This window comes from Streptomyces sp. NPDC002784 (assembly GCF_053592135.1).
In genome coordinates, this window is sequence record NZ_JBSFVD010000014.1 from 71319 (window position 1) to 97944 (window position 26626).

Consider the following 26626-nt stretch of genomic DNA (forward strand, 5'->3'; position numbering starts at 1 on the left):
TTCGGGTTGGTCGGCTGTCGGGCGACGGCCGGGGGATCAGCTGGCTTCGGCCCAGTAGTCGTCGGGCTCTTCGAGCGGGACGTCCCACAGGCCGCTGTCTTCGGGCGCGGGGGGCCGCGCTGCCTGGGGCGTTGCTTGGCCCGAAGTGTGGGTTGCGCGCGTACCGGAACCCTCTGACGAGCGCTTCCCAAGACCGTTAAGGTCTCTTTCTTGGGGGGTTGGGGTTGGGTAACCAACACTTCGTGCCAAGGGCGAGTCCTCGGAATCGCTCGCCTGTTCGTTTGCTGCTTGTGCGGCGAGCACGCGCGTCACGAGAGCCCGCTCCTCGCCCAGATGCCACGGGTTCGAGGTCGGGAAGCCCACCTCTTCCGAGTCCTCGTCCTTCTCGTGCCGAGGGCACGTCGTCAGGTCGAGCACCTCCATGTCCTCGAGCGCGCGGCGGGCGACGTGGCGGTTGAGCCCCGTGCGCCGGCGGACCTCGGACACCGTCATCGGCTCGCCGCCTGCCAGTTGCTTCAGGCAGGCCAGTCGTGCCTGCGGAACGGTGTCCAGCGCGCACTTGCCCGCGAGCGCCAAGACCTCACCGCGAGGGACGCCGAGCGCGAGCAGCGACTTGGCGAGAGACACGATCTGCCCGGTGATGCGGGCGGGCTCCTCGATGATCGGGATGCCGTCGATCTCCCGGCGGCCGTAGGCGTTGCGCGGGACGGCGGCACGCCCGAGACACGTGAGCATGGCCGCGTCCTCGAGCTGGTCGTACATCTCGTCGTCGAGTTCGACGTCCGCCACGACTCGGCGCGCGGCACACACCAGGGCGGACGCCCTGCGCCGGGCCTCGGCCTGCTTCTCGGCGAGCCCTTCGATCTTCCGGCGCTTACGGACGGTCGCCTTCTTGTGGGTGTTGTCCGTCTCCGGCAGGCGGCAGTACAGCCAGCGCGGGCCGAGGGCGTCCGTGTGCGAAGAGAAGTTGTCGATGGCCGGGGTAACCGCGGCGAGCAGGGTGAGGCGCCCCGTCCACGTGAGTGGCCGCGGAGAGTTGCCGACCTCGCGTACAACGTGTCCGTCGTAAGCCCGTCGCAGCAGGGCGAACAGGGTGTCGCGGCCGCCCCGGTCGGACGTGGCCAGCACGGTGGAGAAGTCGCTGATGCTGACGAACGCGCGGCTGGGAATGCGGGTGAGGATTCCTGCTGGCTTGGGGTTCTTGCCGGGCATCCACGACAGCAGGGCGGGGCCCGTGATGTCGTCGACGTGCTCGTCGGCGATCTCGTCGAGGGCTTTGACCGCCTCGCTCTTTCCGCCGGACGGCGGGCCGACGAGCATGCCCCACAGTGGTTCGCCGTCGAGGTCTGAGGACACGGCCACCGCGAGGGCGAAGACGACGTGACCGTGGTCGGTGAGATGGACGTAGGTCTTCATCTGGTCGAGGAAGTCGATCAGTAGTGCGGCCGGGGACCCAGCGGGCGGAGCTTCCGGCTCGTCGTCGACAACCTCGGGCTCCGGCTGCTCGGCCGGCTCGCCCTCGTCGCGTGCGGTGGCCTGCCGGACGTCGTCGAGGATCCCGCTAGGCAGAGCCCGCGCGGCGCTGGTTGCGCCGTCACGGCCATGCGCGGCACGGATGATGTCGCGGGACGCTTCGGACTCGTCGCCGCCATGGTGCAGCGCGGCGAACAGCTGCCCAGGGGAGAGGACATGACCGACCGCGGCTGGGGCGATGCCGGGAAAGTTGTCGCTGCGGATGGTGACCGCAGCGCCATCCTTGTGGACGGCGATCCCGTCCCGGGAGCAGCCGTCTGTCCAGCCGGGCCGGTTCCACCGCTGGCAGTCGCCGCCGCAGTACGAGCAGTTGCCCGGGTACTGCTCGGCGTAGGTGGCGCCGACATGCATGAGGATCTCACCGCAGCAGGCGTGGTCACCGAGGATCTCCAGGGGGCCGCGGCCGCCGCGGGGCGGGGCGGGGCGTGATGTCTTGCCCTGCGGCGTGGACGTCTTCGGCGGCGTCCGCTTCTTCGGCTTTGGCTTCAGGTCGGTGGCCAACTTGCGGATGTCGTCGAGGCTGTAGTGGATCCCGCCGCCCTCGACGACTTGGCACAGGACCGGAGCACGTCCGGGCTTTCGGTTGACGGTGCCGGGGAGGCGCAGCACTCGCGCCAGGTCCCGCACGCCGGTGCCGTAGCCGAGGCCCATCGCCTTGGCGCCGGCGTGCAGGATGTTCTGCCAGTCCCCGGCGAGCTCGGCGGCCTCGTCGAAGTCGATGTCCTCGCCGATGACGAGCGGCCGCTCGAACTCCCACCAGGCGTACAGGCCGCCGCCGGAGTGCTCGACGCGGGTGGGCTCGGGGAGCTTCGCGAACCGCGGGATGTCGCGCGCCTCGTCTGCGTCGGCGGGCAGGCCGGTCGCTTTGTGGAGGTCGTTTCCGAAGTCGATGTCGGACCACATGCCGATGAGCGCGCGGGAGTCGCGGGCGCTACCTCGGGCTCCGGCGGGGAACCGTGACGTGACGGTGGTGACACGGCAGTAGATGCCCTCGACCCCGGCGCGGTCCTGGTCGAGCGCCCAGGCGACAGCGCGGTCGAGGTCGTCGGTCTGGATCCCGGTCCAGTTGTCCTTGGCGCAGATCGAGACGAGGCCCGGCGCCTTGATGCGGGGGGCGAGCCATGCCCGGATGATGTCCGGGTCTGCGGCCAGTGGCTCGGAGATGGTGTTCACGAACGTGTCTCTCGTTTCCCGTGGTGCCGATGGTGTTCGTGATGGCGCGGCGCTACCCCCTGGTGGCGCCGCGCTCGCGTCACCGGGCGGGTTGGAGTTTGGCCTTGTCGCGGGCGGCGTTGAGCTGCTGCATGCCGACGGTGTCGCCGCCGCGGTCGGGGTGAAGTACGGGGACGAGAGCCTTGTACGCCTTGTCTCCGAGCTCCTTGCCGAGCGCTAGATACATGGAGTCGGCCCACGTGTCCGTGTTGCGTTCGGTGCGGGGCGGCGGGGCGGTGCGCCGCTGCCCAGAGCCCGCGTCGTGTGTGGTGCGGACGGTGAATCCAGCGATGCGAAGGCTGGACTTGAGGGCGTCGACGGCGTGCAGTTCGACAACCCAGCACTTGTCGTCCTTGTCCCACCGGCGCCAGGTTCGGGGCAGGTCCTTGATGTAGTCCTTCACTTCGAACGGGCTGTGGACCTTGGCGTCGAACCGGCCGACCTGGATGTGGACGGTGCCCTTCACCGGTGCCCTCCCTGCTGCGGGGCGTCCGCGATGCAGCGGGCGCGGTGGTCGTTGCGGATGACGGCGACGAAGGCCCTGACGTCCTCGGCGCCGTACACGGGGCCCTCGACGGTTTGCATGCAGCCGGAGCGGAGGCACTCGTAGCGGGCGCGGATGCCTTCGAGGTCGACGAAGAGGGTGCCGAGGACGGTGGTCATGCCGCCTCCCGTGCCGCGGGAGTGTGGAACGCCGCGCGGATGATCGCTCGCTGATCGTCGGTGAGGGGCGGCGCCTGGTCGACGATGCTGTCGATGCGCGCCCAGTAGGCGGCGTTCCTGGCCGGGTCCTCGAAGCGGACGGGCCGGGCCGGGCGGCGCGGAGAGGCCATGCAATCCTCCTGCGATTGCTCAGGCCCCGCGCCCTCCGCCAAGGACACCACGGAATCGGCGGAGTGTTCCCTCCGCTCGCTGTGGGCCGGGCGGCCGGAGGTGTCTCCGGCCGCCGGGGTGGTGGCGGCACTCACGCGGCAGCCTTGGCGAGCGCGCGGATCTTTCCGGGTGCGTCGAGCGCGGTCGTCCTGATCATGTGGGGGTCGGCGCCGCGCTTGAGGCTGTCGGCCAGGATGTCGAAGAGGTAGCCGTACCCGTCGCCGGCCTCGATGCGGCTGTGCTCGATGGCGGCGGCCGCCCACAGCCGGGCGGCGATGGCGGCCTGCAAGGTTTCGGCGAACTCGGTTCCTTCCTCGGCCTTCACGACGCGGAGGAGGCTCGGCATGATCTCGGCGAGGGCGTCGCACATGTCGTCCAGCGTGGCGGCCGGGTTGGGCATGGTGAGGGCCTCGGTGTACGCCGCGGTCGCGACGTATACGGCGGCGGCCTGGTACGTGATCTGGTCGTCATCGGCGGAGCCGATGCGCTGGGCTGTCAGGTCCGGCGACTGTGCGAAGCTGTTCATAGAGCTGTTCCGATCTCTTCTAGCTGGGGAGTGCGGATTGCTCGACTGGAGAGGCCGCCTCGCACGCGGCCTCTTCGTCGTTTCCGGCAGACGGTCCCGCCTCGCACGCGGGACCGGTGCCGTCCATCTCGGCTGTGACCTCGCGGATCTGGCAGCCGAGTGCATCGGTGATCTTCTTAAGCGTCTCGGGACGCGGTTGCCGCTGGCCGTTCTCGATGCGGCTGAGCGCTGCCCCGCTGATCCCGGCCAGCGCCGCGAACCGGTTCATCCCATGACCCAGCTCAAGGCGCCGACGGCGGATCAGGCGTCCGTTCGTCTTCACACCACAGACGCTACCCGTCGTCTGGCGTCGATGCCAAGCGTTGACACCAGAAACGTTGGTCTCGTTACTTGGTAACGGCACCAAGCGCGCTGGACACGAAGCCGCTTCGCTGCCAAAGTCATACGCTGTTGTCGTTACCAATCGTTGACAGGAGGTCCAGCCGTGGCCGGTCTGACGCCAGACGCCGAAGCTTGGTCCAAGCTCGGTCGAGCTCTGCGCGAGAGCAGGGAGGGCGGAGGACATAGCCGAAAGGCGCTCGCCGGCATGGCTGGCGTATCAGAGAAGAGCATTCAGGTAGCCGAGGAAGGGCGCGTCCCGCGCGGACGAATGCCTCAGTCCATCCCCAGGATCGCCGAGGGGCTCGGGTGGCCTGCGGGCGCTGTGGAACAGATCCTCTCCGGTGCGGATCCGGAGCTCGTCCTGGGGCAGCCAAGTCTTTTCCCCAAGTACTTCGGAGCGGAGGGCGAGTCGCAGCCAGGGCATGCCGCCGAGGCGGCGGCGAAGTCAGGAATCCCGCACGTCCGCATGCGCGATATCGAGTTGCAGGAATCTGCAAGTCTCGCTCAAGACTCCTTCATTCGGCAGATGAAGCGCTACCGCAGGATGAAGGGCTTGTCGATCGAGCAGGTGGCGCAGGGCGTTGCCGAGGCTCAAGGGGTGCTGCCGGTCGGCGGTGGCCTGGGTGTCGATGAGTTGAAGAGGCTTGAGAACGGGACGCGGTTGATCAAGGGGGCCGAGGGTGAGGCCATCGCCTACGCTCTCGGTACGACGGTAGAGTGGCTGCTTGGGTCCTCTTTCAGTGACGATGCTCCAGAGGAACTGAAGGCCCCACCCACCAGTGAAGAGCTGGAAGCCGAAGCGAAAGCCATGGAACAGCGCATGGTTCAGGTCGGCACGCGATGCAACGCCGCGCGCAACCAATACAGCACTGCGAAAGAGCGCGAAGAAGAAGCGCGGCGTCAAGCCCAGTGGGCATTGGCAATTTTCGAGAATGCCAATGCCGAAATGCGCCGTCTGGAACAGCAGTACCAGTATCTCCTCGGGCGTATCGACTCCCTTCGGGCTGCGCAGGGGGAAGAGCTGATTGTGCAGGTGCACCCCGTCTACGTTGACGACGGAGAATGAGCGCCCCGCTTCCAATCGAACGCGACGGCGTCGTAGTCGAAGTACCCGCCGTCCGGCATGCGCCCCGGCCGCGGCGTCTTCAGCGTCACCTCGACCAGCGCCCGGAGCACGTTGCGCTGCTGGTCCAGGCCGAGCCGCTTCCACGCCTTCCGCACATCCGGCGCACCCACCAGGCTGGCCAGGGGATCACGGGTGGCGGCACGCGCCAGCTGCTGGGTGACGCCCTCCAACTGCGCGCGCGCCGTGTCCGTGCCCGTCGTGAACGCCTCCATACCGATCTGCCCGGCCCCGAACAGGCCCGCCAGGTCGGTCATGCGCCGGCGGATGGTCTCGCTCTCCGCCTGTAGCGCCGCCACGTCCACACCGTCCGGCGCGGGCTCCAGCAGCTCGGGCGCGTCGTCCCGCTCAAGGCGCTCGACGACGGTGTCCTCGACGTACTGGTCGACGACCTCGGCGCGTCGGCCGCCGCCGTGCCCGGTCTGGCACCGGTAGCTCGGGTACTGGCGCCCGCCGGACTGGGTGACGTACACGAAGTGCGGGCACTCGCCGCGCCCGCACCGGTAGAGCAGCGACCCCAGCCACTTCGGCTGAGCCCCGGGCGTCGTCGTCCGTGAGGGGTCCCGCAGGATCGCGCAGACGGCCCTGTACTTCGCCTCGTCGACGATCGGGTCCCACTTGCCCCGGCCGACCTCCTCGCCTCGGTAGACGGCGATCCCGGCGTTCCTCGGGCGCAGCAGCATGTCCCGCATGTCGGTGTGCGTGACCGGGTTCCCGCGGGTCGTGGTGATGCCTTTATCGGCGCACCACTTCACGAGTGACCGGATCGATCCGCCGGACAGGATCTCGTCCGTCCAGAAGCGCAGCGCCTCGGCCTCCTCGGGGATGGCCTTCATCATGTCCAGCTCGGGCACCTCGACCTCGTCCCCGGTCTTCCGGTCCACCTTCGTGCGCATCTCGCCGGTGGGCAGTCCCCAGCCGAACGGGCGGATGCCGCCCATCCAGTCCCCGTTGAGCGCCTTCTGGCGGCGGGCACGGGCGACGCGCTCACCCTTGTGCTCGGACTCCTGGCGGGCGACGGCGCCGAGAATCCGCGCGGTCATCCGGCCGGACGGTGTGGCGAGGTCGACGGTCCCGGCCTGCACGGTGTGCGTGGCGATGCCGCGGCGGTCGGACAGCTCGATGTACTCCTCCAGCTCGACGATCGAGCGGGTGAGCCGGTCGGTGTGCCAGACGATGACGACGGTGGCCTTGCCCTCGTCGAGGTCGGCGAGCATCTGTCGGTACCCCGGCCGCTTCTTGCCGGAGTACGCGGAGATGTCATTGTCGACGTAAGTCTCGACGACGTCCCAGCCGTTTCGGGCGGCGAGGGCCTCGCAGTCCTCGCGCTGGCGGTCGACGCCGAGGCCGGCCCCGGTGCGGTCCTGGCTGATGCGGCAGTAGATGACGGCGCGCGTCCGGCCGCCCCCCGTCTGGGTGGTCTTCATGTCCTGAGTGTCGCTCAACAGTGGTGTCTTTGTCCGGGGTTCGGGAAGACAACGCTGCTGAGCGCGCTGCTCGGCCTGGTCGGGCCGGGCGAACGGATCGTGCTCGCCGAGGACTCGGCGGAGCTGCGCCCCGACCATCCGCACGTCGTACGGCTGGAGAGCAGACCCGCCAACCAGGAGGGCGCCGGGCTCGTGACGCTCCAGGACCTGGTCCGCCAGGCGCTGCGGATGCGACCGGACCGGCTGGTCGTGGGCGAGGTGCGCGGACCGGAGGTGGTCCATCTGCTGGCCGCGCTCAACACGGGTCACGAGGGCGGGTGCGGCACCGTGCACGCCAACGCGGCGGCCGATGTCCCGGCCCGGCTGGAGGCCCTCGGTACGGCGGCGGGGCTCGACCGGGCGGCGCTGCACAGCCAGGTGGCGGCCGCGCTGTCGGTGGTGCTGCACCTCGTGCGGGGGCGCGACGGCCGGCGGCGGATCGCCGAGGTGCAGGTGCTGGAGCGGGATCCGTCGGGGCTGGTGCGGACGGTTCCGGCGCTGCGGTGGGGAGCGGGGGCCTTCGTGGTCGAGCGGGGGTGGGGGCAACTGCGGGGGCTGCTCCGGGACGAGGACTTCGAGTGGGGGAGCGGGGATGGGTGAGACGGGTGTGGGCGGGGCTTCGACGGGCGCGGCCGTGGTGTGTGCCGGGGCCGCCCTGTGGCTGCTGAGCGGGCGGGACGCCGGGGCTCGACGGGCCCGGCTGCTGCTCGCCGGTGGTGGGGTGGTGGCGGCCGGGCCGCCCGGGTGGCGGCAGGCGGCCGGTGAACTGCGCCGGATCCGGCGGCGGTTGCGGGCCGAGTGGGGGGCGGCGGTCGCCGGGGTCGTGCTGGCGGTGCTCGGGGCGTCGGTGCTGCCGCTCGTCGCCGGTGCGGTGGCGGTGCCGTTGCTGCGCAGGGTGCGGCTGGCCGGTGCGGCGCGGCGGGCCCGGGAACGCCGGGGGGACGCGGTGATCGCCCTGTGCGCGGTGCTCGCCGGGGAGGTGCGGGCGGGACGGCAGCCGGGCGAGGCGCTGCTGCGGGCGGCGCTCGACTCCGGCGGGCTCGGGGACGCGCAGGCGGCGGTGCTGGCGGCCGCGCGATTCGGCGGCGACGTTCCCGGCGCCCTCGCGGCGGCGGCGCGGAGACCGGGCGCCGAGGGGCTGCTGGGTCTCGCCGCGTGCTGGCGGGTGGCCGTGGACCGGGGCGCGGGGCTCGCGGCCGGACTCGACCGGCTCGAAGCGGCGCTGCGGGCCGAGCGTGACCAGCGGGCCGATCTGCGGGCGCAGTTGGCGGGCGCCAGGTCGACGGCGCTGATGCTCGCCGGGCTGCCGGTCCTGGGACTGCTGCTCGGCGCGGTCATGGGCGCCGATCCGCTGCGCGTGCTGCTGCACAGCGGTGCCGGGCTGGGGTGTCTGTTCGCCGGTGGGGTGCTGGAGGGGCTGGGGGTGTGGTGGGCGATGCGGATCGTGCGGGGAGCGGAGGCGGTGTGAGGAGGGAGGGCGGGTCGGGGTGGGGGTCGGGGTGCGGTTCGGGGTGGGGGCGAGGGCGGGTCGGGTGTTCCGGGGTGTGGTTCGGCTGAGGGCTTGGCGAAGGGAGGCGTGGTGAGTGCGGAAGTTGTCCACAGGCTGGGGGTAATCGTGGGGATCGTGCTGGGCCTGGCGTGGCTCGTGCGGTGGGTGGGGGTGGTGCGGGGGGAGCGGAGGGTTCGGCGGCGGCTCGCCGGGCTGATGGCCGCCGCGGAAGTGGCGCCGGACGCACGGAGGTTCCCGGTGCGGAGCTTGGTGCGGCGGTGGCTGCCCGCCGTGGCGGTGGGGTGTGCCGGGTGGGTGCTGGTCGGTGGGGTCGCCGGGGCCGGGGTGGGGCTGGCCGGTGCGGTTGCCCTGGACCGGTGGCGGGGGCGGCGGGTCGCTTCCGAAGGCGCGGTGTACGACGCCGCCGAGGCGGCCCGGCAACTTCCCCTCGCCGCTGACCTGCTGGCGGCCTGCATCGCCGCCGGCGCCGGGCCGGTGATCGCGGCGCAGGCCGTGGGCGAGGCGTTGGGCGGGCCGGTGGGGGAGGGACTGGCGCGGGGCGCGGCCGAAGTGCGGCTGGGAGGTGAACCGGGCGAGGCGTGGCGGAAGTTGGGGGCGCTGCCGGGCGCCGGGGCGCTGGCGCGGTTGCTGGAGCGGGCCGATGTGTCCGGGCTTCCGGCGGCCGGACCGGTCGCCCGCATCGCCGCCGACGCCCGCGCCAGCTGGGCGCGTGCCGCGACGGCCCGGGCGCGGCGGGCGGCGGTCCTGGTCACCGTGCCGGTGGGGCTGTGCTTTTTGCCCGCGTTCATCGCGGTGGGCGTGCTGCCCGTGGTGATCGGGCTGGCCGACGGGGTGCTGGAAGGGGGTGGGGGATGACCGGCCTTCGGCTCTGACCAGCAGTTGTGTCAACGGAACTAATCCTTACGGGGGTTGCAATGAACAAGGCAATGAACAAGGCGATGAACAGGGCAGTGGACGCAGTACGGGCGCGCATGCGGGCCTGCCTCGGACGGCGGGACTCGGGGATGGTGACCTCCGAGTACGCGATGGGGATCATCGCGGCGGTGGCGTTCGCCGTGGTGCTGTACAAGGTGGTCACCAGCGGGCAGGTCAACGCGGAACTCCAGGCCATCGTGAAGCGGGCGCTCGATGCGCGGATGTGAACGGCGCGGCGCCGACCGGGGGTTCGTGACGGCGGAGTCGGCCGTGGTGCTGCCCGTGCTGGTGATGTTCGCGATGGCGCTGGTGTGGGGGCTGCTCGTGATCGCCGCCCAGATCCAGTGCGTGGACGCGGCCCGCACGGGCGCCCGCGCCGCGGCGCGCCAGGACCCGGCCGACGCGGTCACCGCGGTCACCCGGGAGGCCGCCCCGTCCGGCGCGGAGGTCACCGTCAGCCGCACCGGGGACCGGGTCCGGGTGCTCGTCGTGGCCAAGCCGCCGGTGCTGCGGGGACTGCCCTTCGAGGTACGGGAGGAGGCCGTGGCGGCGGTGGAGGAGGGCGGGGTGGGGCCGGCTGCTCCGCCTACCGGGGCGGTGCCGGACTTGGCGGCGGTGCCGGACACCGAGGTCGCGCCGGACACCGGGGCGGAGCCGAAAGTCGGGGCGGTGCCGGAAGCCGGGCCCGGCACCGGGGTGGGTCCATGAGCCCCCACTACTCGGATGACCCGCACTCGGGTGACCCGCGCTCGGGTGACCCCCACTCGGGTGACCCGCACTCGGGTGACCGCCGCCCCGACGACCGCGGCTCCGCCACCGTATGGACCGTCGCCACCCTGGCCGTCCTCTGCGTGGTGTTCGCGGTCGTGCTTGCCCTCGGCCAAGCCGTGGTCACCCGGCACCGTGCGGCGGGCGGCGCCGATCTCGCCGCCCTCGCGGCGGCGGACCACTGGGCGGAAGGCGCCGCAGCGGCCTGTGAGCGGGCGGAGAGGGTGGCCCGGGACCAGGGCACCCGGCTGGTGCAGTGTGTGCTCGTGGGTGACGTCTCGGACGTGTCCGCGGCCGCGGGCCGGGGACCGTTCGCCGCGGAGGTCAGGGCGCGGGCGGGGCCTCCGTCTCCGGCGGGGCCCCCGTCTCCGCCGGGGTCTCCTTCTCAGGCGCCCCCCGCAGGAGTTCCGTGAGCAGCCGTACCGCGCCCCTCTTGTGCAGCGGGTCGTTGCCGTTGCCGCACTTCGGGGACTGGATGCAGGACGGGCAGCCGGCCTCGCACTCGCAGGAGGCGATGGCCTCGCGGGTGGCGGTGAGCCAGGCGCGGGCGGTGTGGAAGGCGCGCTCCGCGAAGCCCGCGCCGCCGGGATGGCCGTCGTAGACGAAGACCGTCGGGAGCAGCGTGTCGGGGTGCAGGGGGACGGAGACGCCGCCGATGTCCCAGCGGTCGCAGGTCGCGAAGAGGGGCAGCAGGCCGATCGACGCGTGCTCGGCGGCGTGCAGGGCGCCGCCGAGGATCTCCGGAGTGATCCGGGCCGCGTCGAGCTGGTCCTCGGTGACCGTCCACCACACCGCGCGCGTGCGCAGCGTCCGAGGAGGGAGGTCGAGCTTGGTCTCGCCCAGGACCTCGCCGGTGATCAGGCGCCGGCGGAGGAAGGAGACGACCTGGTTGGTGACTTCGACGGAGCCGTAGCAGAGGCGCCCGTCGCCCCAGGGGATCTCGGTGTCCGTCTCCAGGACGGTGATGGACGTCGTGTCGCGGGCGACCGTGGCGTAGGAGGGGCTGGCCTCCTGGACCAGGGCGACGGAGTCCTCCAGGTCCAGGGAGCGCACCAGGTAGGTGCGGCCCTGGTGCAGATGGACCGCGCCCTCGTGCACGGTGGCGTGGGCGGCGCCGGCGTCGACCGTGCCGAGCAGCCGTCCCGTACCGGACTCGACGACCTGGACCGGGCGGCCGCCCCCGCCGCGGATGTCGGTGAGGTCGGCGGCCCGTTCCCGGCGGGTCCAGTGCCAGGCACTGGTCCGGCGGCGGAGCAGCTTCGCGGCCTCCAGCTGGGGGAGCAGTTCCTCGCAGGCCGGGCCGAACAGCGCCAGGTCCTCCTCGGTCAGCGGCAGTTCCGCCGCCGCGGCGCACAGGTGCGGGGCGAGGACGTACGGGTTGTCGGGGTCGAGGACGGTGGACTCCACGGGCCGGTCGAACAGGGCCTCGGGGTGGTGGACGAGGAACGTGTCCAGCGGGTCGTCCCGGGCTACCAGGACGGCGAGCGCGCCCTGGCCGGAGCGGCCGGCCCGGCCCGCCTGCTGCCACAGCGACGCGCGCGTGCCCGGGTAGCCGGCGATCACCACGGCGTCCAGGCCGGAGACGTCGATGCCGAGTTCCAGGGCGGTGGTCGCGGCGAGACCGAGGAGTTCGCCGGAGTGCAGGGCCTGTTCGAGGGCACGGCGCTCCTCGGGGAGGTAGCCGCCGCGGTAGGCCGCCACGCGCCGGGCGAGCGAGCGGTCGACCTCGGCGAGGCGTTCCTGGGCGATCACCGAGATCAGCTCGGCGCCCCGCCGGGAGCGGACGAAGGCGACCGAGCGCACGCCCTGGACGGCGAGGTCGGTCAGCAGGTCGGCGGTCTCGGCGGTGGCGGTACGGCGGACCGGGGCGCCCCTCTCGCCCTGCATCTCGGTGAGCGGGGGCTCCCAGAGGGCGAACACCAGTTCACCGCGCGGTGAGGCGTCGTCGGCCACCTCCACCACCGGCAGGCCGGTCAGGCGGCGGGCGGCGACCGAAGGCTCGGCGGAGGTCGCGGAGGCCAGCAGGAAGACGGGAGAGGAGCCGTAGCGGGCGCACAGGCGGCGCAGCCGGCGCAGCACTTGGGCCACGTGCGAGCCGAAGACGCCCCGGTAGGTGTGGCACTCGTCGATGACGACGTACTTCAGCGACTTCAGGAAGGAGGACCAGCGGGGGTGGGACGGGAGGATGCCGCGGTGCAGCATGTCGGGGTTGGTCAGGACGTAGTTGGCGTACTGGCGGATCCACTCGCGTTCCTCGAACGGCGTGTCCCCGTCGTACACCGCGGGCCGGACGGAATTGCCGAGCGGTTGTGAAAGTTCCTTCACCGATCTGCACTGATCCGCCGCGAGAGCCTTGGTCGGCGACAGGTAGAGCGCGGTGGCGCCGCGGCCGTTGGCGGCCTCGGAGCCGTCCAGGAGGGCGGAGAGCACGGGCACCAGATAGGCCAGCGACTTGCCGGACGCGGTGCCGGTGGCGACGACCACCGACTCGCCGTCCAGGGCGTGCTCGGCGGCGCGTGCCTGATGGGCCCAGGGGTGATCGACACCGCACGCCCGCACGGCCGCGATCACCTCGGATCGAATCCGGTCAGGCCAGACGGCATGCCGACCCTCCCGCGGGGGCACATGCTCCGTATGAGTGATGCGCGAAGCCCGGCTCGGCCCCGAGGCGAGCCGGCCCAGGACCGTGCCCGGGTCCACCCGGGAAGCGGGGCCCGTCGGGGGTCGATCGGATCGGTGATTCTCGGCCATCGGCACCGAGTGTGTCACTGGCGTGACGGACAATGGGACCAAGGCGTCGTGCACGCCCGCCGGTAAGTGATTGAATGCCATCGCGGCTGGCGAACCGTCCTGGGGGCTTCAAGCCGAGGTGTCCCGCGGGACGACCGCTCGATTAGCAAGGTGCTGGAGGATCCGTGGACCTGTCCCTGTCGACCCGTACCGTCGGCGATCGTACGGTCGTCGAGGTCGGTGGCGAAATCGACGTATATACCGCGCCCAAGTTGCGCGAACAGCTGGTCGAGCTGGTGAACGACGGGAGTTTCCACCTCGTCGTCGACATGGAGGGCGTGGACTTCCTCGACTCCACCGGGCTCGGCGTGCTGGTCGGCGGCCTGAAGCGGGTGCGTGCCCATGAGGGCTCGCTGCGCCTGGTCTGCAACCAGGAGCGCATTCTGAAGATCTTCCGCATCACCGGCCTCACCAAGGTGTTCCCGATCCACACCTCGGTCGAGGAAGCGGTGGCGGCGACCGACTGATCACCGCCTTCGGGCTTCGGCCCCGGGACGGAAGTAGTTCGAGAAGGAGGACCGGGCTTCGGCGGCCCGGCCCTCCGGACAGCACGCCCGTAGTTGCGAGGGGGATGCATGGCCACCGTTGAACTCCGCTTCAGCGCGCTGCCCGAGCACGTCAGGACCGCCCGACTGGTGGCGGCAGCGGTGGCGCGCAGGGCCGGAGTGGACGAGGCCGTACTCGACGAGGTGCGCCTCGCGGTCGGTGAGGCCTGCAGCCGTGCCGTCGGACTGCATCAGCTGGGCGGCGTCACGGCACCGGTGAAGGTGGTGCTGATCGAGGAGGAGAAGCAGTTCTCCATCGAGGTCGGCGACGAGGCGCCGCGCTCCGCCCCGGGCGACCGGGCGCCGGGCGCCGGGGCCGATGACGTGGAGGCCGAGGAGGACGAGATGGGCCTCGCGGTCATCAGCGGGCTCGTCGACGACGTCGAGGTCACCGCCGGGGAGCACGGCGGGCTGATCCGTATGACCTGGCCGAGCATTCCGGCCGTCACCGAACTTCCCTGACGTTCTCCGCGAAGATCACCCGAAGGGCCCTACCGCTGGTAGGGCCCTTCGGCATTTCGTGAATTCCTTCACGATCAATCCCCCCGATAATTCGATCAGGTTCCTGCTGGGCCGAATCGCGACGTCAATGCCTTTGAGGCATTAGCTCGTTCGGGTTCCGTGGTCGGGGGTCGATCATTTGCTGAAGGGCATGCGAAGATTAATTCCGTTTACCGCGCACTGTTTTGATCAGGTTCCGGTACCTACAATCCGTCCACATCTTGAGCTCAGCCCAAGCGTCAAGGAGGACGAATGGCGGGGCTTTCTACCCCTCATCAGTTGGATCAGCCCACAACCTTCGCAGCCGCAGTCCTGACCGATGGCAACCGCGGACTGATCGTGGTCATCGGCGTCGTCGCCCTGGCGGCGCTCGTGGTGGCCGGCATCCTGCTGCGCCAGGTGCTCGCGGCGGCCGAGGGCACCGACAGCATGAAGAAGATCGCGACGGCCATCCAGGAAGGCGCCAACGCCTATCTGGCCCGGCAGATGCGCACGCTCGGCGTATTCGCCGTGGTCGTGTTCTTCCTGCTCATGCTGCTCCCCGCGGACGACTGGAATCAGCGCATCGGCCGATCGGTGTTCTTCTTGATCGGCGCCGCGTTCTCGGCGGCCACCGGCTATATCGGCATGTGGCTCGCCGTACGCAGCAATGTGCGGGTGGCCGCCGCGGCCAGGGAAGCGACCCCGGCGGAGGGTGAGCCGGAAAAGGATCTCACCGCCGTCTCGCACAAAGCCATGAAGATCGCTTTCCGCACGGGCGGCGTCGTCGGCATGTTCACGGTGGGGCTCGGTCTGCTGGGAGCCTCCTGTGTGGTGCTGGTGTACGCGGCCGACGCGCCGAAGGTGCTCGAGGGCTTCGGTCTGGGTGCCGCGCTGATCGCGATGTTCATGCGGGTCGGCGGCGGCATCTTCACCAAGGCCGCCGACGTCGGCGCCGACCTGGTCGGCAAGGTCGAGAAAGGCATTCCGGAGGACGACCCGCGCAATGCCGCGACCATCGCCGACAACGTGGGCGACAACGTCGGCGACTGCGCGGGCATGGCGGCCGACCTCTTCGAGTCGTACGCCGTCACCCTGGTCGCCGCGCTGATCCTCGGCATGGCCGCCTTCGGCGACGCCGGACTCGCCTTCCCGCTGCTGGTGCCCGCGATCGGCGTGATCACGGCCATGATCGGCATCTTCGCCGTGGCCCCGCGCCGCAGCGACCGCAGCGGCATGACGGCGATCAACCGCGGCTTCTTCATCTCCGCGGTGATCTCGCTGGTCCTGGTGGCCATCGCGGTCTTCGTCTACCTGCCCTCGTCCTACGCCGACCTGGACGGCGTCACCGACGCGACCATCCAGGGCAAGAGCGGCGACCCGCGGATCCTCGCGCTCGTCGCCGTGGCGATCGGCATCCTGCTCGCCGCCGTCATCCAGCAGCTGACCGGCTACTTCACCGAGACCAACCGCCGGCCGGTGCGGGACATCGGCAAGAGCTCCCTGACCGGTCCCGCGACGGTCGTCCTCGCCGGTGTCTCCGTCGGCCTCGAATCGGCCGTCTACACCGCCCTGTTGATCGGCCTCGGCGTCTACGGAGCCTTCCTGCTCGGCGGTACGTCGATCATGCTGGCGCTGTTCGCGGTGGCGCTGGCCGGTACCGGCCTGCTCACCACGGTCGGTGTGATCGTCGCCATGGACACCTTCGGGCCGGTCTCCGACAACGCCCAGGGCATCGCCGAGATGTCCGGCGACGTCGAGGGCGCGGGCGCACAGGTGCTCACCAACCTGGACGCGGTCGGCAACACCACCAAGGCCATCACCAAGGGCATCGCCATCGCCACCGCGGTCCTCGCGGCCGCGGCGCTCTTCGGCTCCTACCGCGACGCCATCACCACCGGCGCGCGGGACGTGGGCGAGAAGCTGTCGGGCGACGACGCGCCACTGAGCCTGATGATGGACATCTCGCAGCCCAACAACCTCGTCGGCCTCATCGCCGGCGCGGCGGTCGTCTTCCTCTTCTCCGGACTGGCCATCAACGCCGTGTCCCGGTCGGCCGGTTCGGTGGTCTACGAGGTGCGGCGGCAGTTCCGCGAGCGGCCCGGGATCATGGACTACACGGAGAAGCCGGAGTACGGCAAGGTCGTCGACATCTGTACGCGGGACGCGCTCAGGGAACTGACGACTCCCGGTCTGCTCGCCGTGATGGCGCCCATCTTCATCGGGTTCACGCTCGGCGTCGGCCCCCTCGGCGCCTTCCTGGCGGGCGCGATCGGCGCGGGCACGCTGATGGCGGTGTTCCTGGCCAACTCCGGCGGTGCCTGGGACAACGCCAAGAAACTCGTCGAGGACGGCCACCACGGCGGCAAGGGCAGCGAGGCCCACGCCGCCACGGTGATCGGCGACACGGTCGGCGACCCCTTCAAGGACACCGCCGGCCCCGCGATCAACCCGCTGCTGAAGGTGATGAACCTGGTGGCGCTGCTGATCGCTCCCGCGGTGATCGATTTCTCGTACGGCGACGACGAGAACATCGGCGCACGGGTACTGATCGCGGTGCTGTCGTTCCTGGTGATCGCCGGTGCGGTGTACCTCTCCAAGCGGCGCGGGATCGCCATGGGCGACGACGACAGCGCGGAGCGGACGGCCGACTCGGACGACCGGGCGGTGATTTCGGGGACCTAGTCGCACGGCCCGGCTCACCAGGGCGGGCGAGAGGCGCGTACGGACGCGCTTCCCGCCCGCTCTGTGCGTTCACGTCCCCTTCGTGAGCCTTCTCTCACATGGTGCAAATGGTCCAGAAGTGGACGCAACGGACAGTCGGCGTAGGGATCTCGCCCCTCTGCCGTGTATGTTCCGGGGCCGAGAGCCATGGAAGGGACCAATCCGGTGAACAAGAAGCTCACGGCCGCGCTGTCCGGCGGTGCGGTACTGGTAATGGCGCTGTCGGGATGCAGCAGTGATGACGGCAACGAGAAGCTCGACGCCTGGGCCAAGCAGGTCTGTGACGCCGTAAAGCCGCAGGCCAAGAAGATCGAGGCCGCCAACATCGCCATCCAGAAGGAGACCTCGGACAACAGCTCGCCGGAGGACGTCCAGAAGACCGACGCCAAGGCGTTCCAGGACATGTCCGACGCCTACAAGGCGATCGGCGACGCCGTGGACAAGGCCGGCGCGCCGGACGCCGGGGACGCCAAGAACAGCGAGAAGAAGCAGCAGGACGCGGTCAAGGAGCTCAACAGCATCTCCGCGTCCTACGCCTCCCTGAAGAAGCAGGTCGACGAACTCGACACCAAGGACCAGGCGAAGTTCGCGGACGGCCTCAAGGACATCGCCACCGAGCTGAACAAGCTGAGCACCAGCGGCAGCAACGCCCTCAAGGAACTGGAGGAGGGCGAGGTCGGCCAGGCGATGGCGAAGCAGTCCAGCTGCAACGCGGCGTCCGGGGCGGCCACGGCCGCGGCGAGCTGACGCCGAGCAGCCGCGAGGAGCGGGTAGTGCGGGTCACAATGGGGGCGTGAGTACCTCCAGGCTGCCCGCTCTGCCCGCTTCCGATCGTTCCGACGTCACCGCCCGGCTGCGGGAGGCCCTGCTCGGGGCCTCCTTCACCGCCGACGGGCTGCTCGAACTGCTCGGGGCGCCCGCGTACGCGGCGCTCGCCCGCAGCGAGACCGTCCCCGCGCTCCGGGCGACCCGCGGGGACACGCCGCTGGAGACGCTCGTCCGGCTGTTCCTTCTCCAGCAGCCCGTCCCGCACGCGCGCGTGGCGGACGTGCTGCCCGTCGACCCGTGCCTGGAGACCGGCTGGCTGGTCGAGGCCGGCGGTGACGAGCTGGCCGCGACCGTGGATGTACGGCCCTACGGCGGCCCCGCGGACGAGGACTGGTTCATCGTCTCGGACCTCGGATGCGCCGTCGGCGGCGCCGGGGGCATCGGCAGCACCGAGGAGGGCGTCGTCCTCGGCGTCGGCGGCGCCTCCACGACCCTGGCGGGCATCACCGTCCGTACGCCCGTCCCCGCCGCCCTCGATCTCGGCACCGGCTCCGGGATCCAGGCCCTGCACGCCGCCCAGCACGCCACGCGCGTGACGGCGACCGATCTCAACCCGCGCGCGCTGCACATCACCGCGCTGACCCTCGCCCTGTCCGGCGCGCCGGCCGCGGATCTGCGCGCGGGCTCGCTGTTCGAGCCGGTCCGGGACGACGAGACGTACGACCTGATCGTCTCCAACCCGCCCTTCGTGATCTCGCCGGGTGCGCGGCTGACGTACCGGGACGGCGGGATGGGCGGGGACGATCTGTGCCGGTCGCTCGTTCAAGGGGCGGGGGAGCGGCTGAACGAGGGCGGGTTCGCGCAGTTCCTCGCCAACTGGCAGCACGTCGCGGGGGAGGACTGGCAGGACAGGCTGAGGTCATGGGTGCCGCGCGGGTGCGACGCGTGGATCGTCCAGCGCGAGGTGCAGGACGTCACGCAGTACGCCGAGCTGTGGCTGCGGGACGCCGGCGACCACCGCGGTGACCCCGCCGAGTACCAGGCGCGGTACGACGCCTGGCTGGACGAGTTCGAGGCGCGCAAGGTGAAGGCCGTGGGCTTCGGCTGGATCACGCTGCGCAGGACGGACGCCGCCGTGCCCTCCGTCACCGTGGAGGAGTGGCCGCACCCCGTCGAGCAGCCGCTCGGCGACACGGTACGGGCGCATTTCGGCCGCCTCGACTACCTGCGGGCGCACGACGACGCGGCCCTGCTCGAAGGGCACTTCCGGCTCGCCGCGGAGATCGTCCAGGAGCAGGTCGGACTGCCCGGCGCCGAGGACCCCGAGCATGTCGTGCTGCGCCAGAACCGCGGGATGCGCCGGGCCACCAAGGTGGACACGGTCGGCGCCGGGTTCGCGGGCGTGTGCGACGGCACGCTCAGCGCGGGGCGCATCCTGGACGCCATCGCCCAGCTGGTCGGCGAGGACCCGGTGCTGCTGCGCGACCGTACGCCCGCGCAGATCCGGCTGCTGGTGGAGCAGGGGTTCCTGGATCCGGCGTGAGGGCGGGGCGGCCGGGGGCCGGGGGTGCCTGGGGTCGGGGTCCCTGGCATCCGGGGGTGCCTGGGGCCGGGGGTGCCTCACAGGGCTCCTCGCGGGCCGCTCAAGGGGCGTGAATTCGGCCGACATCCTGCGCCTGGATCGCCGGCCGACATCCTGTGCCCGGATCGGCGGCCGACATCCTTCGCCTGGATTCCGGCGGCACCCCTGGCGACGACCCCCGCGGGCCCCGCCGCCGCGTCGGCCCGGCGTTCACCTCGGGTTCGCCCGGCCGCTTCCCGCGCGTGTCAGCCTCGCGGTGCCGAGGCATGCGGGGAGCGGGGAAAAGGGGGCAGGGGCGCCATGGAGAGCGGACCGGCGATCTTCGCGGGACTGGTGTTCGCCCTGTTCGGAGCCGGGCTCCTGGTGTGGACGGCGGCCCGGGTGCGGCACCGGGAACCGGTCGCCCACGGTGTGAACCCCGTCGCATCCGCGACCCTCGCGAGCTGTGCCGCGGTGATCGCGCTCGTCCTCGCCGTGTGGTGCTTCACCCGCCTGTGAGAACCGCTGTTGGTACCGGGCCCACGCTGGGACTCCGATAACTGGGAGGCACTCCTCCGGAAACGCTCGAAAAGGCCGGTGGGCACTCCGGGCGGCAGGAATGGCGGTAGTCGGGTTACCGTTCGAGTGGCCGTTGCGGGCTTTTCCCGTTTGACACGGGGGCGGGATGTACCGTCACACTCCGCAGCGTCACCAGTACCCGACCCCGGGAGAGCAAGGCCTGGGGAGATCACCCAGCGTCGACCGGAGAGAAGAGCGAAGTTGTCCCCGACCAGCGAGACCGCGAAGGGCGGCCGCCGCCGACTCGTCATCGTCGAGTCGCCTGCCAAGGCGAAGACGATCAAGGGCTATCTCGGCCCCGGATACGTTGTCGAGGCGAGCGTCGGGCACATCCGCGACCTCCCCAACGGCGCCGCGGAGGTGCCGGAGAAGTACACCGGTGAGGTCCGCCGCCTCGGTGTGGACGTAGAACATGACTTCGCGCCGATCTATGTGGTCAACGCCGACAAGAAGGCCCAGGTCAAGAAGCTCAAGGACCTGCTGAAGGATTCGGACGAGCTCTACCTCGCCACCGATGAGGACCGCGAGGGCGAGGCCATCGCCTGGCACCTCCAGGAGGTGCTCAAGCCCAAGGTCCCGGTCAAGCGGATGGTCTTCCACGAGATCACCAAGGCCGCGATCCAGGCAGCCGTGGCCAACCCCCGGCAGCTGAACCAGAAGCTGGTGGACGCCCAGGAGACCCGCCGCATCCTCGACCGCCTCTACGGCTACGAGGTCTCGCCGGTCCTGTGGAAGAAGGTCATGCCGCGGCTGTCGGCGGGCCGCGTCCAGTCGGTCGCCACCCGGCTCGTGGTGGAGCGGGAACGCGAGCGCATCGCGTTTCGTTCCGCTGAGTACTGGGACCTGACGGGCACCTTCGCGACCGGCCGCGCCGGGGACTCGTCGGACCCGTCGTCGCTGGTCGCCCGCCTCCAGAGCGTCGACGGCAGGCGGGTCGCCCAGGGCCGCGACTTCGGCTCCCTGGGACAGCTCAAGAGCGCGAACACCCTTCACCTCGACGAGGCGAACGCCCGCGCCCTGGCCGCCGCCCTGGAGCAGACGCGGTTCGCGGTCCGCTCGGTCGAGTCCAAGCCGTACCGCCGCTCGCCGTACGCCCCCTTCCGTACGACGACGCTCCAGCAGGAGGCGTCGCGCAAGCTCGGTTTCGGCGCGAAGGCGACCATGCAGGTCGCCCAGAAGCTGTACGAGAACGGCTACATCACGTACATGCGTACGGACTCCACGACGCTCAGCGACACCGCCGTCGCCGCCGCCCGTGCGCAGGTCACGCAGTTGTACGGCGCCGACTACCTGCCCGCCGCCCCGCGCACCTACGCCGGGAAGGTCAAGAACGCGCAGGAGGCGCACGAGGCGATCCGCCCCTCGGGTGATCGTTTCCGCACGCCCGCCGAGACCGGACTGACCGGCGACCAGTTCAGGCTCTACGAGCTGATCTGGAAGCGGACCGTCGCTTCCCAGATGAAGGACGCGACCGGCAACAGCGTGACCGTGAAGATCGCCGGCACCGCCGCCGACGGCCGGGACGTCGAGTTCAGCGCCTCCGGCAAGACGATCACCTTCCACGGCTTCCTCAAGGCCTACGTCGAGGGCGCCGACGACCCGAACGCCGAGCTGGACGACCGCGAGCGCCGGCTGCCCCAGGTCAGCGAGGGCGACGCGCTCAGCGCCGAGGAGATCACGGTCGACGGGCACGCCACCAAGCCCCCGGCCCGCTACACCGAGGCCAGCCTGGTCAAGGAGCTCGAAGAGCGCGAGATCGGCCGCCCGTCGACGTATGCCTCGATCATCGGCACGATCCTCGACCGCGGCTATGTCTTCAAGAAGGGCACGGCCCTGGTGCCGTCCTTCCTGTCCTTCGCCGTGGTCAACCTCCTGGAGAAGCACTTCGGGCGGCTCGTCGACTACGACTTCACCGCCAGGATGGAGGACGACCTCGACCGCATCGCCCGCGGTGAGGCGCAGTCCGTGCCGTGGCTGAAGCGGTTCTACTTCGGTGAGGGCGAGGCCGCGGCCGCCGGCGGCGCCGCCGAGGCGGGCAACGGCGACGGGGACCACCTCGGTGGCCTCAAGGAGCTGGTGACCGACCTGGGCGCGATCGACGCGCGCGAGGTGTCCTCGTTCCCGGTGGGCGACGGCATCGTGCTGCGGGTCGGCCGCTACGGCCCGTACATCGAGCGCGGCGAGAAGGATTCCGAGAACCACCAGCGCGCGGACATCCCCGAGGACCTGGCGCCCGACGAGCTGTCCGTGGAGCTGGCCGAGGAACTGCTCGCCAAGCCGAGCGGCGACTTCGAGCTGGGCACCGACCCGGCGACCGGTCACCAGATCGTCGCCAAGGACGGCCGCTACGGCCCGTACGTCACCGAGATCCTCCCCGAGGGCACCCCGAAGACCGGCAAGAACGCCGTGAAGCCGCGGACGGCCTCGCTGTTCAAGTCGATGGCGCTGGACACGGTGACGCTCGACGACGCCCTGAAGCTGATGTCGCTGCCGCGGGTCGTCGGCACCGACGCCGAGGGCCAGGAGATCACCGCGCAGAACGGCCGCTACGGCCCGTATCTGAAGAAGGGCACGGACTCGCGTTCGCTGCAGTCCGAGGACCAGCTCTTCACGATCACCCTCGAAGAGGCGCTGGAGATCTACTCCCAGCCCAAGCAGCGTGGCCGGGCCGCCGCCAAGCCGCCGCTGAAGGAGCTGGGCACCGACCCGGTCAGCGAGAAGCCGGTCGTGGTGAAGGACGGCCGCTTCGGACCGTACGTCACCGACGGGGAGACCAACGCGACCCTGCGCTCCGGCGACAGCGTCGAGGAGATCACCCCGGAGCGCGGCTTCGAGCTGCTCGCCGAGAAGCGCGCCAAGACGCCCGCCAAGAAGACGGCGAAGAAGGCGACGACGAAGAAGACCGCCGCCAAGAAGGCCCCGGCCAAGAAGGCGACGGCCGCCAAGAAGACCGCGGCGAAGAAGACCACGACCGCGAAGAAGACCGCGGCGAAGAAGGCGACGGCCGCCAAGCCGGCCGCGGAGGACTGAGCCGGACCCGGCTGAATCCCCGGACTTCTTCGCGAAACGAACGCCCCGGCATCACTCTTTGGTGTCGGGGCGGGCGTACGTTCGGACGGCCCCCGCGGACTGTCGGTGGCTGCCGATAGGCTGAATGCATGACGCGTGCCGAGCAGCCAACGGCCCATCCGCCGGCCCCCGACGACGCCCTCGCGGCGGACTCGCGCGAACGCGCCGTCCGCGCCCTGCTGCGCCGACCGCAGCTCAAGCGGTTGTGGAGCGCACAGCTGGTGGGCAGCGTGGGCGATGTCCTCGCCCTGCTGGTGCTGGTCCTCCTCGCGCTCCAAGCGGCCATCGCCGAGGGGTCCTTCGGCGGGGGATACCGGGGCGTGGCGTTCGCAGTGGCGACCGTCTTCGGGGCGCGGATCCTCGCGACCCTCCTCTTCGGCGCCGTCCTGCTCGGCCCGCTCACCTCGCTGACCTCCCAGGAAGGGCCGCTCGACCGCCGCTGGACGATGGTCGGCGCGGACGGCGTGCGGGCCGCGCTGCTGATCGTCGCGCCGCTGTGGATCGACTGGACGCCGGACAACGCCCTGGCCCTGCTGCTGGTGACCGTCTTCGTGACCGGAGTCGCCGAGCGGTTCTGGGCCGTGTGCCGGGAGAGCGCGGCGCCCGCCCTGCTGCCCGCCCCGCCACCGGAGGGCGCGACGGTCCGCCCGCTGCCGGACCACATGGACGCGCTGCGCCGACTGTCCCTGCGCACCGGCTTCCTCGCGGTGCCGCTCGCGGCCGCCGCGCTGGTCACCGCGGCCCTGTTCAACAACCTGCTGGCCACCGGGATCGACTGGTTCGGCGAGCACCAGGCCGCGCTGCCCTCGTACGTCGCGGCCGGTCTGTTCGCCGCGTCCCTGTCCGTGCTGACCTTCCTGGAACTGCCCGATACCCGCACCCCACGCGCGCGTTCCCCGCTGGAGGGACTGCGCCGCCCCAAGACGGGCACCGCTGTCGACAAGGGCCGAACCGGCGCGATCCCGCTGCTGGTGCCGGCCTGCGCGTCCGTCGCGGGCGCGGTGGCCGCCACCGTCGCCGTGTCGGTGCTGCACGCCAAGGACCTGGGCGGCGGCCCGGTGCTGTACGGCCTGCTGGTGCTCGCGCTGACCGGCGGAGTCGTCGTCGGCATCCGTACGGCGCCCAAGGCGCTGGTCTCGCTGTCGCGGCGCCGCCTGCTGGCGCTGGCCATCGCGCTCACCGGCGTCGCGCTGCTCACCGCGGGTCTCGTCCCGGACGTCACCACCGTCCTGCTGGTCGTCGCCCTCGCGGGCGCCGCCGCGGGCGTGGCCGCCAACACCGGTCACACGCTGCTGGACCAGGAGACCGAGGAGTTCCGCCGCCCCCGCACGACCGAGCATCTGCACGCGGTCGTACGGGTGTTCGTGGCGCTCGGCGCGGTCGTCGCGCCCCTGGTGGCCGCGGCGATCGGCCCGCACCGGCTGGAGAGCGGCCGGTTCGTGTTCGCGCACGGAGGTGCCGCGTTCACGCTGATGCTGGTCGGCGCGCTGCTGCTGCCGGTGGCCGCGCTGGTGCTGGCCAAGGTGGACGACCGGTCCGGTGTGCCGCTGCGGCACGATCTGCGCGACGCGCTGCGCGGCGGTGACGACCCCGAGCAGGCGCCCACCGCGTCCGGCTTCTTCCTCGCCCTGGAGGGCGGCGACGGCGCCGGCAAGTCCACCCAGGCCGAGGCGCTCGCCGAGTGGATCCGGGGCAAGGGCCACGAGGTCGTCGTCACGCGCGAGCCGGGCGCCACGCCGGTGGGCAAGCGGCTGCGCTCGATCCTGCTGGACGTCTCCAGCGCCGGGCTCTCGCACCGCGCGGAGGCGCTGCTGTACGCCGCGGACCGCGCGGAGCACGTCGACACGGTGGTCAGGCCCGCGCTGGAGCGGGGCGCCGTGGTCATCTCCGACCGGTACATCGACTCCTCGGTGGCGTACCAGGGGGCGGGCCGTGACCTCTCGCCCACCGAGATCGCCCGTATCAACCGCTGGGCCACCAACGGTCTGGTGCCGCATCTGACCGTGCTGCTGGACGTCGACCCGGCGACCGCGCGCGAGCGCTTCACCGAGGCGCCGGACCGGCTGGAGTCGGAGCCCGCGGAGTTCCACGCGCGCGTGCGGTCCGGTTTCCTCACGCTGGCCGCCTCCGACCCCGGCCGCTACCTCGTGGTCGACGCGGGCCAGGAGCCGGAGGCCGTCACGACCGTCATCCGGCACCGGCTCGACCAGGCGCTGCCGCTGTCCGAGCAGGAGATCCGGGAGCAGGAGGAGGCGCGGCGCAGGGCCGAGGAGGAGGCCCGCCGCAAGGCCGAGGAAGAGGCCGCCCGCAAGGCCGAGGAGGAGCGGCAGGAGCGCGAGCGCCAGGAGCAGCTCGCCCGGCTGCGCGCCGAGGAGGAGGAGCGCAAGCGCCGCGAGCTGGAGGAGGCGCAGCGCCGCGAGGCCGAACGGCAGGCGGAGGAGGCCCGGCAGCGCGCCGAGGAGGCGGCTCGCCGTGCCGAGGAGGAGCGGCAGCGGCTGCTCGCCGAGGAGAAGGCCCGCGCCGAGGAAGAGGCCCGCCGCAGGGCGGAGGAGGAACGCCGCCGCAGGCAGGCCGAGGAGGAGGCCCGGCTGCGCGCCGAGGCCGAGGCGCGGCGCCTGGAGAAGCAGCGCAAGGCGGAAGAGGCGCTGCTGCGGGCCGAGGAGGCGCGGCGACTGGCCGAGGCGGCGGCCGCGGCGGCGGAGGTGGCCGGGGCGGGGCCGAAGCGGGCGACTCCGGCGGTGCCTGCGGCCGCGCAGGATGCGGCGACGGTCGCTACGCCGGTGGTGACGCCGACGAATGCCTCTGGCGGGCCTGCGGAGGACACTGCGGTGTTGCCGCGGGCTGGGGCGGGGGCTGGGGCGGGGGCTGTGGCCGCGGGTGCGGCGGGTGCGCGGCGTGCGCCGGGTGCGGATGTGGGGCCTGCGGATTCCCGGGTGACTGATGCCGGGGTGGTGGATTCCCGAGTGGCTGATGCCGGGGGCGCTGATTCCGAGGACACCGCGGAGGTGCCGCGGCCGGGGGAGCCGTCGGGGGCCTCGGAGGAGACGAGCGTGCTGCCGCGGACGGGGGAGCCCTCGGGGGCCTCCGACGAGACGGCGGTGCTGCCTCCGGTGCGGGACGCTGAGGAGACGGCGGTGCTGCGTCCGGTGCGGGACGTGGATGAGGCGGCGGCTGCTCCGGTGCGGGCTGCTGATGACGCGGCGGCGGCTCCGGCGCGGGCCGCTGATGAGACGGCCGTGCTGCCGAAGCTCGCTCCGGGCGCCGCGGACGAGACCGCGGTGTTGCCTCCCGTGCGGGGCGGGGATCCGGCGGACCGGGTTCCCCCGGGGTTCTTCCGGGACGATGCCCGGGACGATGTCCGGGATGATGCCCGGGATGACGCTCGGCGCGACGGGGCGGACGACCGTACGCGGGAGCTGCCGCAGGTTGACGCCGACGGTCAGGCGCGGGGCGATGCGCGGGGCGACGGGCAGGGCGGTTCCGGGGGTGGCGGAGCGCAGTCGGGTCGGCGGCGTCGGCGGCCGCGGTCGGACTGGGCGGAGGAGACGCCGCTGGACGATCTGCCGTCACTCGCGGACGAACTGCTCGGCCCGCGGGATGACGAGCCCGACGACGAGCGCGGCCGGGGGCGGGGGCGGCGCTGAGTCGTCGGCCGGTGTCGGGGATGGGGGCGGCGCTCAAGTCCTCGGTCGGGTGTCGGGGCTGTGGTGCTGCTGAGCGGGCCGGGGCGGTGCTGAGCCGCTGGTTCGTGTCGGTGCGGTGTGGTGTCGAGAAGCGGGCCGGGGCGGCGCTGCGCCTTCGGC

General features: G+C 71.7%; 20 protein-coding genes and 3 pseudogenes. 15 read left to right on the forward strand and 8 right to left on the reverse strand.

Annotated features, from left to right (window positions below):
* Positions 1-36: 36 nt before the first annotated feature.
* The 6 genes from ACWD1Z_RS23415 to ACWD1Z_RS23440 form a co-directional block, all read right to left on the reverse strand.
* Entirely contained in the window at positions 37-2706 is a 2670-nt protein-coding gene (locus ACWD1Z_RS23415) for a hypothetical protein (protein ID WP_451121457.1), read from the reverse strand.
* A 79-nt stretch (positions 2707-2785) separates the two neighbouring features.
* The gene (locus tag ACWD1Z_RS23420) at positions 2786-3211 is read right to left on the reverse strand and encodes a hypothetical protein (RefSeq protein ID WP_451121459.1); all 426 of its coding nucleotides are present in this window, start codon (positions 3209-3211) and stop codon (positions 2786-2788) included.
* Positions 3208-3408: a hypothetical protein gene (locus ACWD1Z_RS23425; protein WP_451121461.1), complete on the reverse strand. Its 201-nt coding sequence runs from the start codon at positions 3406-3408 to the stop codon at positions 3208-3210. Before ACWD1Z_RS23425 ends, ACWD1Z_RS23420 begins: the two co-directional genes overlap by 4 nt.
* Positions 3405-3578, reverse strand: coding sequence for a hypothetical protein (locus ACWD1Z_RS23430; protein WP_451121463.1), 174 nt, complete (start codon positions 3576-3578; stop codon positions 3405-3407). Before ACWD1Z_RS23430 ends, ACWD1Z_RS23425 begins: the two co-directional genes overlap by 4 nt.
* Positions 3579-3709: 131 nt before the next feature.
* Entirely contained in the window at positions 3710-4144 is a 435-nt protein-coding gene (locus tag ACWD1Z_RS23435; RefSeq protein ID WP_451121465.1) for a hypothetical protein, read from the reverse strand.
* A gap of 19 nt (positions 4145-4163) precedes the next feature.
* A complete protein-coding gene (locus tag ACWD1Z_RS23440) occupies positions 4164-4466 on the reverse strand; it encodes a helix-turn-helix domain-containing protein (protein WP_451121467.1) in 303 nt (100 codons plus the stop codon).
* A 162-nt stretch (positions 4467-4628) separates the two neighbouring features.
* On the opposite strand from ACWD1Z_RS23440, the gene ACWD1Z_RS23445 reads away from it, so the two are divergent.
* On the forward strand, positions 4629-5591 hold the full coding sequence (locus ACWD1Z_RS23445) for a hypothetical protein (RefSeq protein ID WP_451121469.1): 963 nt from the start codon (positions 4629-4631) through the stop codon (positions 5589-5591).
* On the opposite strand, the gene ACWD1Z_RS23450 is transcribed toward ACWD1Z_RS23445, so the two are convergent.
* On the reverse strand, positions 5570-7075 hold the full coding sequence (locus ACWD1Z_RS23450; protein WP_451121470.1) for a recombinase family protein: 1506 nt from the start codon (positions 7073-7075) through the stop codon (positions 5570-5572). The two genes, ACWD1Z_RS23445 and ACWD1Z_RS23450, sit on opposite strands and share 22 nt — an antisense overlap.
* A 36-nt stretch (positions 7076-7111) precedes the next feature.
* Here ACWD1Z_RS23450 and ACWD1Z_RS23455 point away from each other — a divergent pair.
* From ACWD1Z_RS23455 to ACWD1Z_RS23480, 6 genes and pseudogenes are all read left to right on the forward strand, one after another.
* Positions 7112-7714: pseudogene (locus tag ACWD1Z_RS23455) on the forward strand (CpaF family protein); the annotation flags it as partial.
* The gene (locus tag ACWD1Z_RS23460) at positions 7707-8582 is read left to right on the forward strand and encodes a type II secretion system F family protein (protein ID WP_451121472.1); all 876 of its coding nucleotides are present in this window, start codon (positions 7707-7709) and stop codon (positions 8580-8582) included. The pseudogene ACWD1Z_RS23455 and the gene ACWD1Z_RS23460, both read left to right, overlap by 8 nt.
* A gap of 111 nt (positions 8583-8693) precedes the next feature.
* On the forward strand, positions 8694-9479 hold the full coding sequence (locus ACWD1Z_RS23465) for a type II secretion system F family protein (protein ID WP_451121474.1): 786 nt from the start codon (positions 8694-8696) through the stop codon (positions 9477-9479).
* Between the two features lie 59 nt (positions 9480-9538).
* Complete coding sequence (locus ACWD1Z_RS23470; RefSeq protein ID WP_451121475.1) at positions 9539-9766, forward strand: DUF4244 domain-containing protein; 228 nt, start codon at positions 9539-9541, stop codon at positions 9764-9766.
* Positions 9753-10112: pseudogene (locus ACWD1Z_RS23475) on the forward strand (TadE family type IV pilus minor pilin); the annotation flags it as partial. The gene ACWD1Z_RS23470 and the pseudogene ACWD1Z_RS23475, both read left to right, overlap by 14 nt.
* A gap of 227 nt (positions 10113-10339) precedes the next feature.
* Positions 10340-10720 (forward strand): annotated as a pseudogene (locus tag ACWD1Z_RS23480) (Rv3654c family TadE-like protein); the annotation flags it as partial.
* On the opposite strand, the gene ACWD1Z_RS23485 reads toward ACWD1Z_RS23480, so the two are convergent.
* Entirely contained in the window at positions 10632-13139 is a 2508-nt protein-coding gene (locus ACWD1Z_RS23485; RefSeq protein WP_451121476.1) for a DEAD/DEAH box helicase, read from the reverse strand. The pseudogene ACWD1Z_RS23480 and the gene ACWD1Z_RS23485 sit on opposite strands and share 89 nt — an antisense overlap.
* Positions 13140-13222: 83 nt before the next feature.
* Between ACWD1Z_RS23485 and bldG the strand changes: the two genes are divergently transcribed.
* From bldG to tmk, 8 genes are all read left to right on the forward strand, one after another.
* Positions 13223-13564 (forward strand): anti-sigma factor antagonist BldG, encoded by a 342-nt coding sequence (bldG, locus tag ACWD1Z_RS23490; protein ID WP_003975386.1) that lies wholly within the window; start codon positions 13223-13225, stop codon positions 13562-13564.
* A 108-nt stretch (positions 13565-13672) separates the two neighbouring features.
* Complete coding sequence (locus ACWD1Z_RS23495; protein WP_451121478.1) at positions 13673-14104, forward strand: ATP-binding protein; 432 nt, start codon at positions 13673-13675, stop codon at positions 14102-14104.
* Positions 14105-14395: 291 nt separating this feature from the next.
* Entirely contained in the window at positions 14396-16807 is a 2412-nt protein-coding gene (locus ACWD1Z_RS23500) for a sodium-translocating pyrophosphatase (protein WP_451121480.1), read from the forward strand.
* Between the two features lie 186 nt (positions 16808-16993).
* Positions 16994-17593 carry a small secreted protein gene (locus ACWD1Z_RS23505; RefSeq protein WP_451121482.1) on the forward strand — a complete coding sequence of 200 codons (600 nt, stop codon included), beginning with the start codon at positions 16994-16996 and terminating at the stop codon, positions 17591-17593.
* A 46-nt stretch (positions 17594-17639) separates the two neighbouring features.
* Positions 17640-19157, forward strand: a complete 1518-nt coding sequence (locus ACWD1Z_RS23510) for a DUF7059 domain-containing protein (protein WP_451121483.1) — start codon at positions 17640-17642, stop codon at positions 19155-19157.
* Between the two features lie 339 nt (positions 19158-19496).
* Positions 19497-19694, forward strand: coding sequence for a hypothetical protein (locus ACWD1Z_RS23515; protein WP_451121485.1), 198 nt, complete (start codon positions 19497-19499; stop codon positions 19692-19694).
* 261 nt (positions 19695-19955) lie between these two features.
* Complete coding sequence (gene topA, locus ACWD1Z_RS23520) at positions 19956-22784, forward strand: type I DNA topoisomerase (protein WP_451121487.1); 2829 nt, start codon at positions 19956-19958, stop codon at positions 22782-22784.
* 128 nt (positions 22785-22912) lie between these two features.
* Positions 22913-26467 carry a dTMP kinase gene (gene tmk, locus ACWD1Z_RS23525; RefSeq protein ID WP_451121489.1) on the forward strand — a complete coding sequence of 1185 codons (3555 nt, stop codon included), beginning with the start codon at positions 22913-22915 and terminating at the stop codon, positions 26465-26467.
* Positions 26468-26626: the final 159 nt, after the last annotated feature.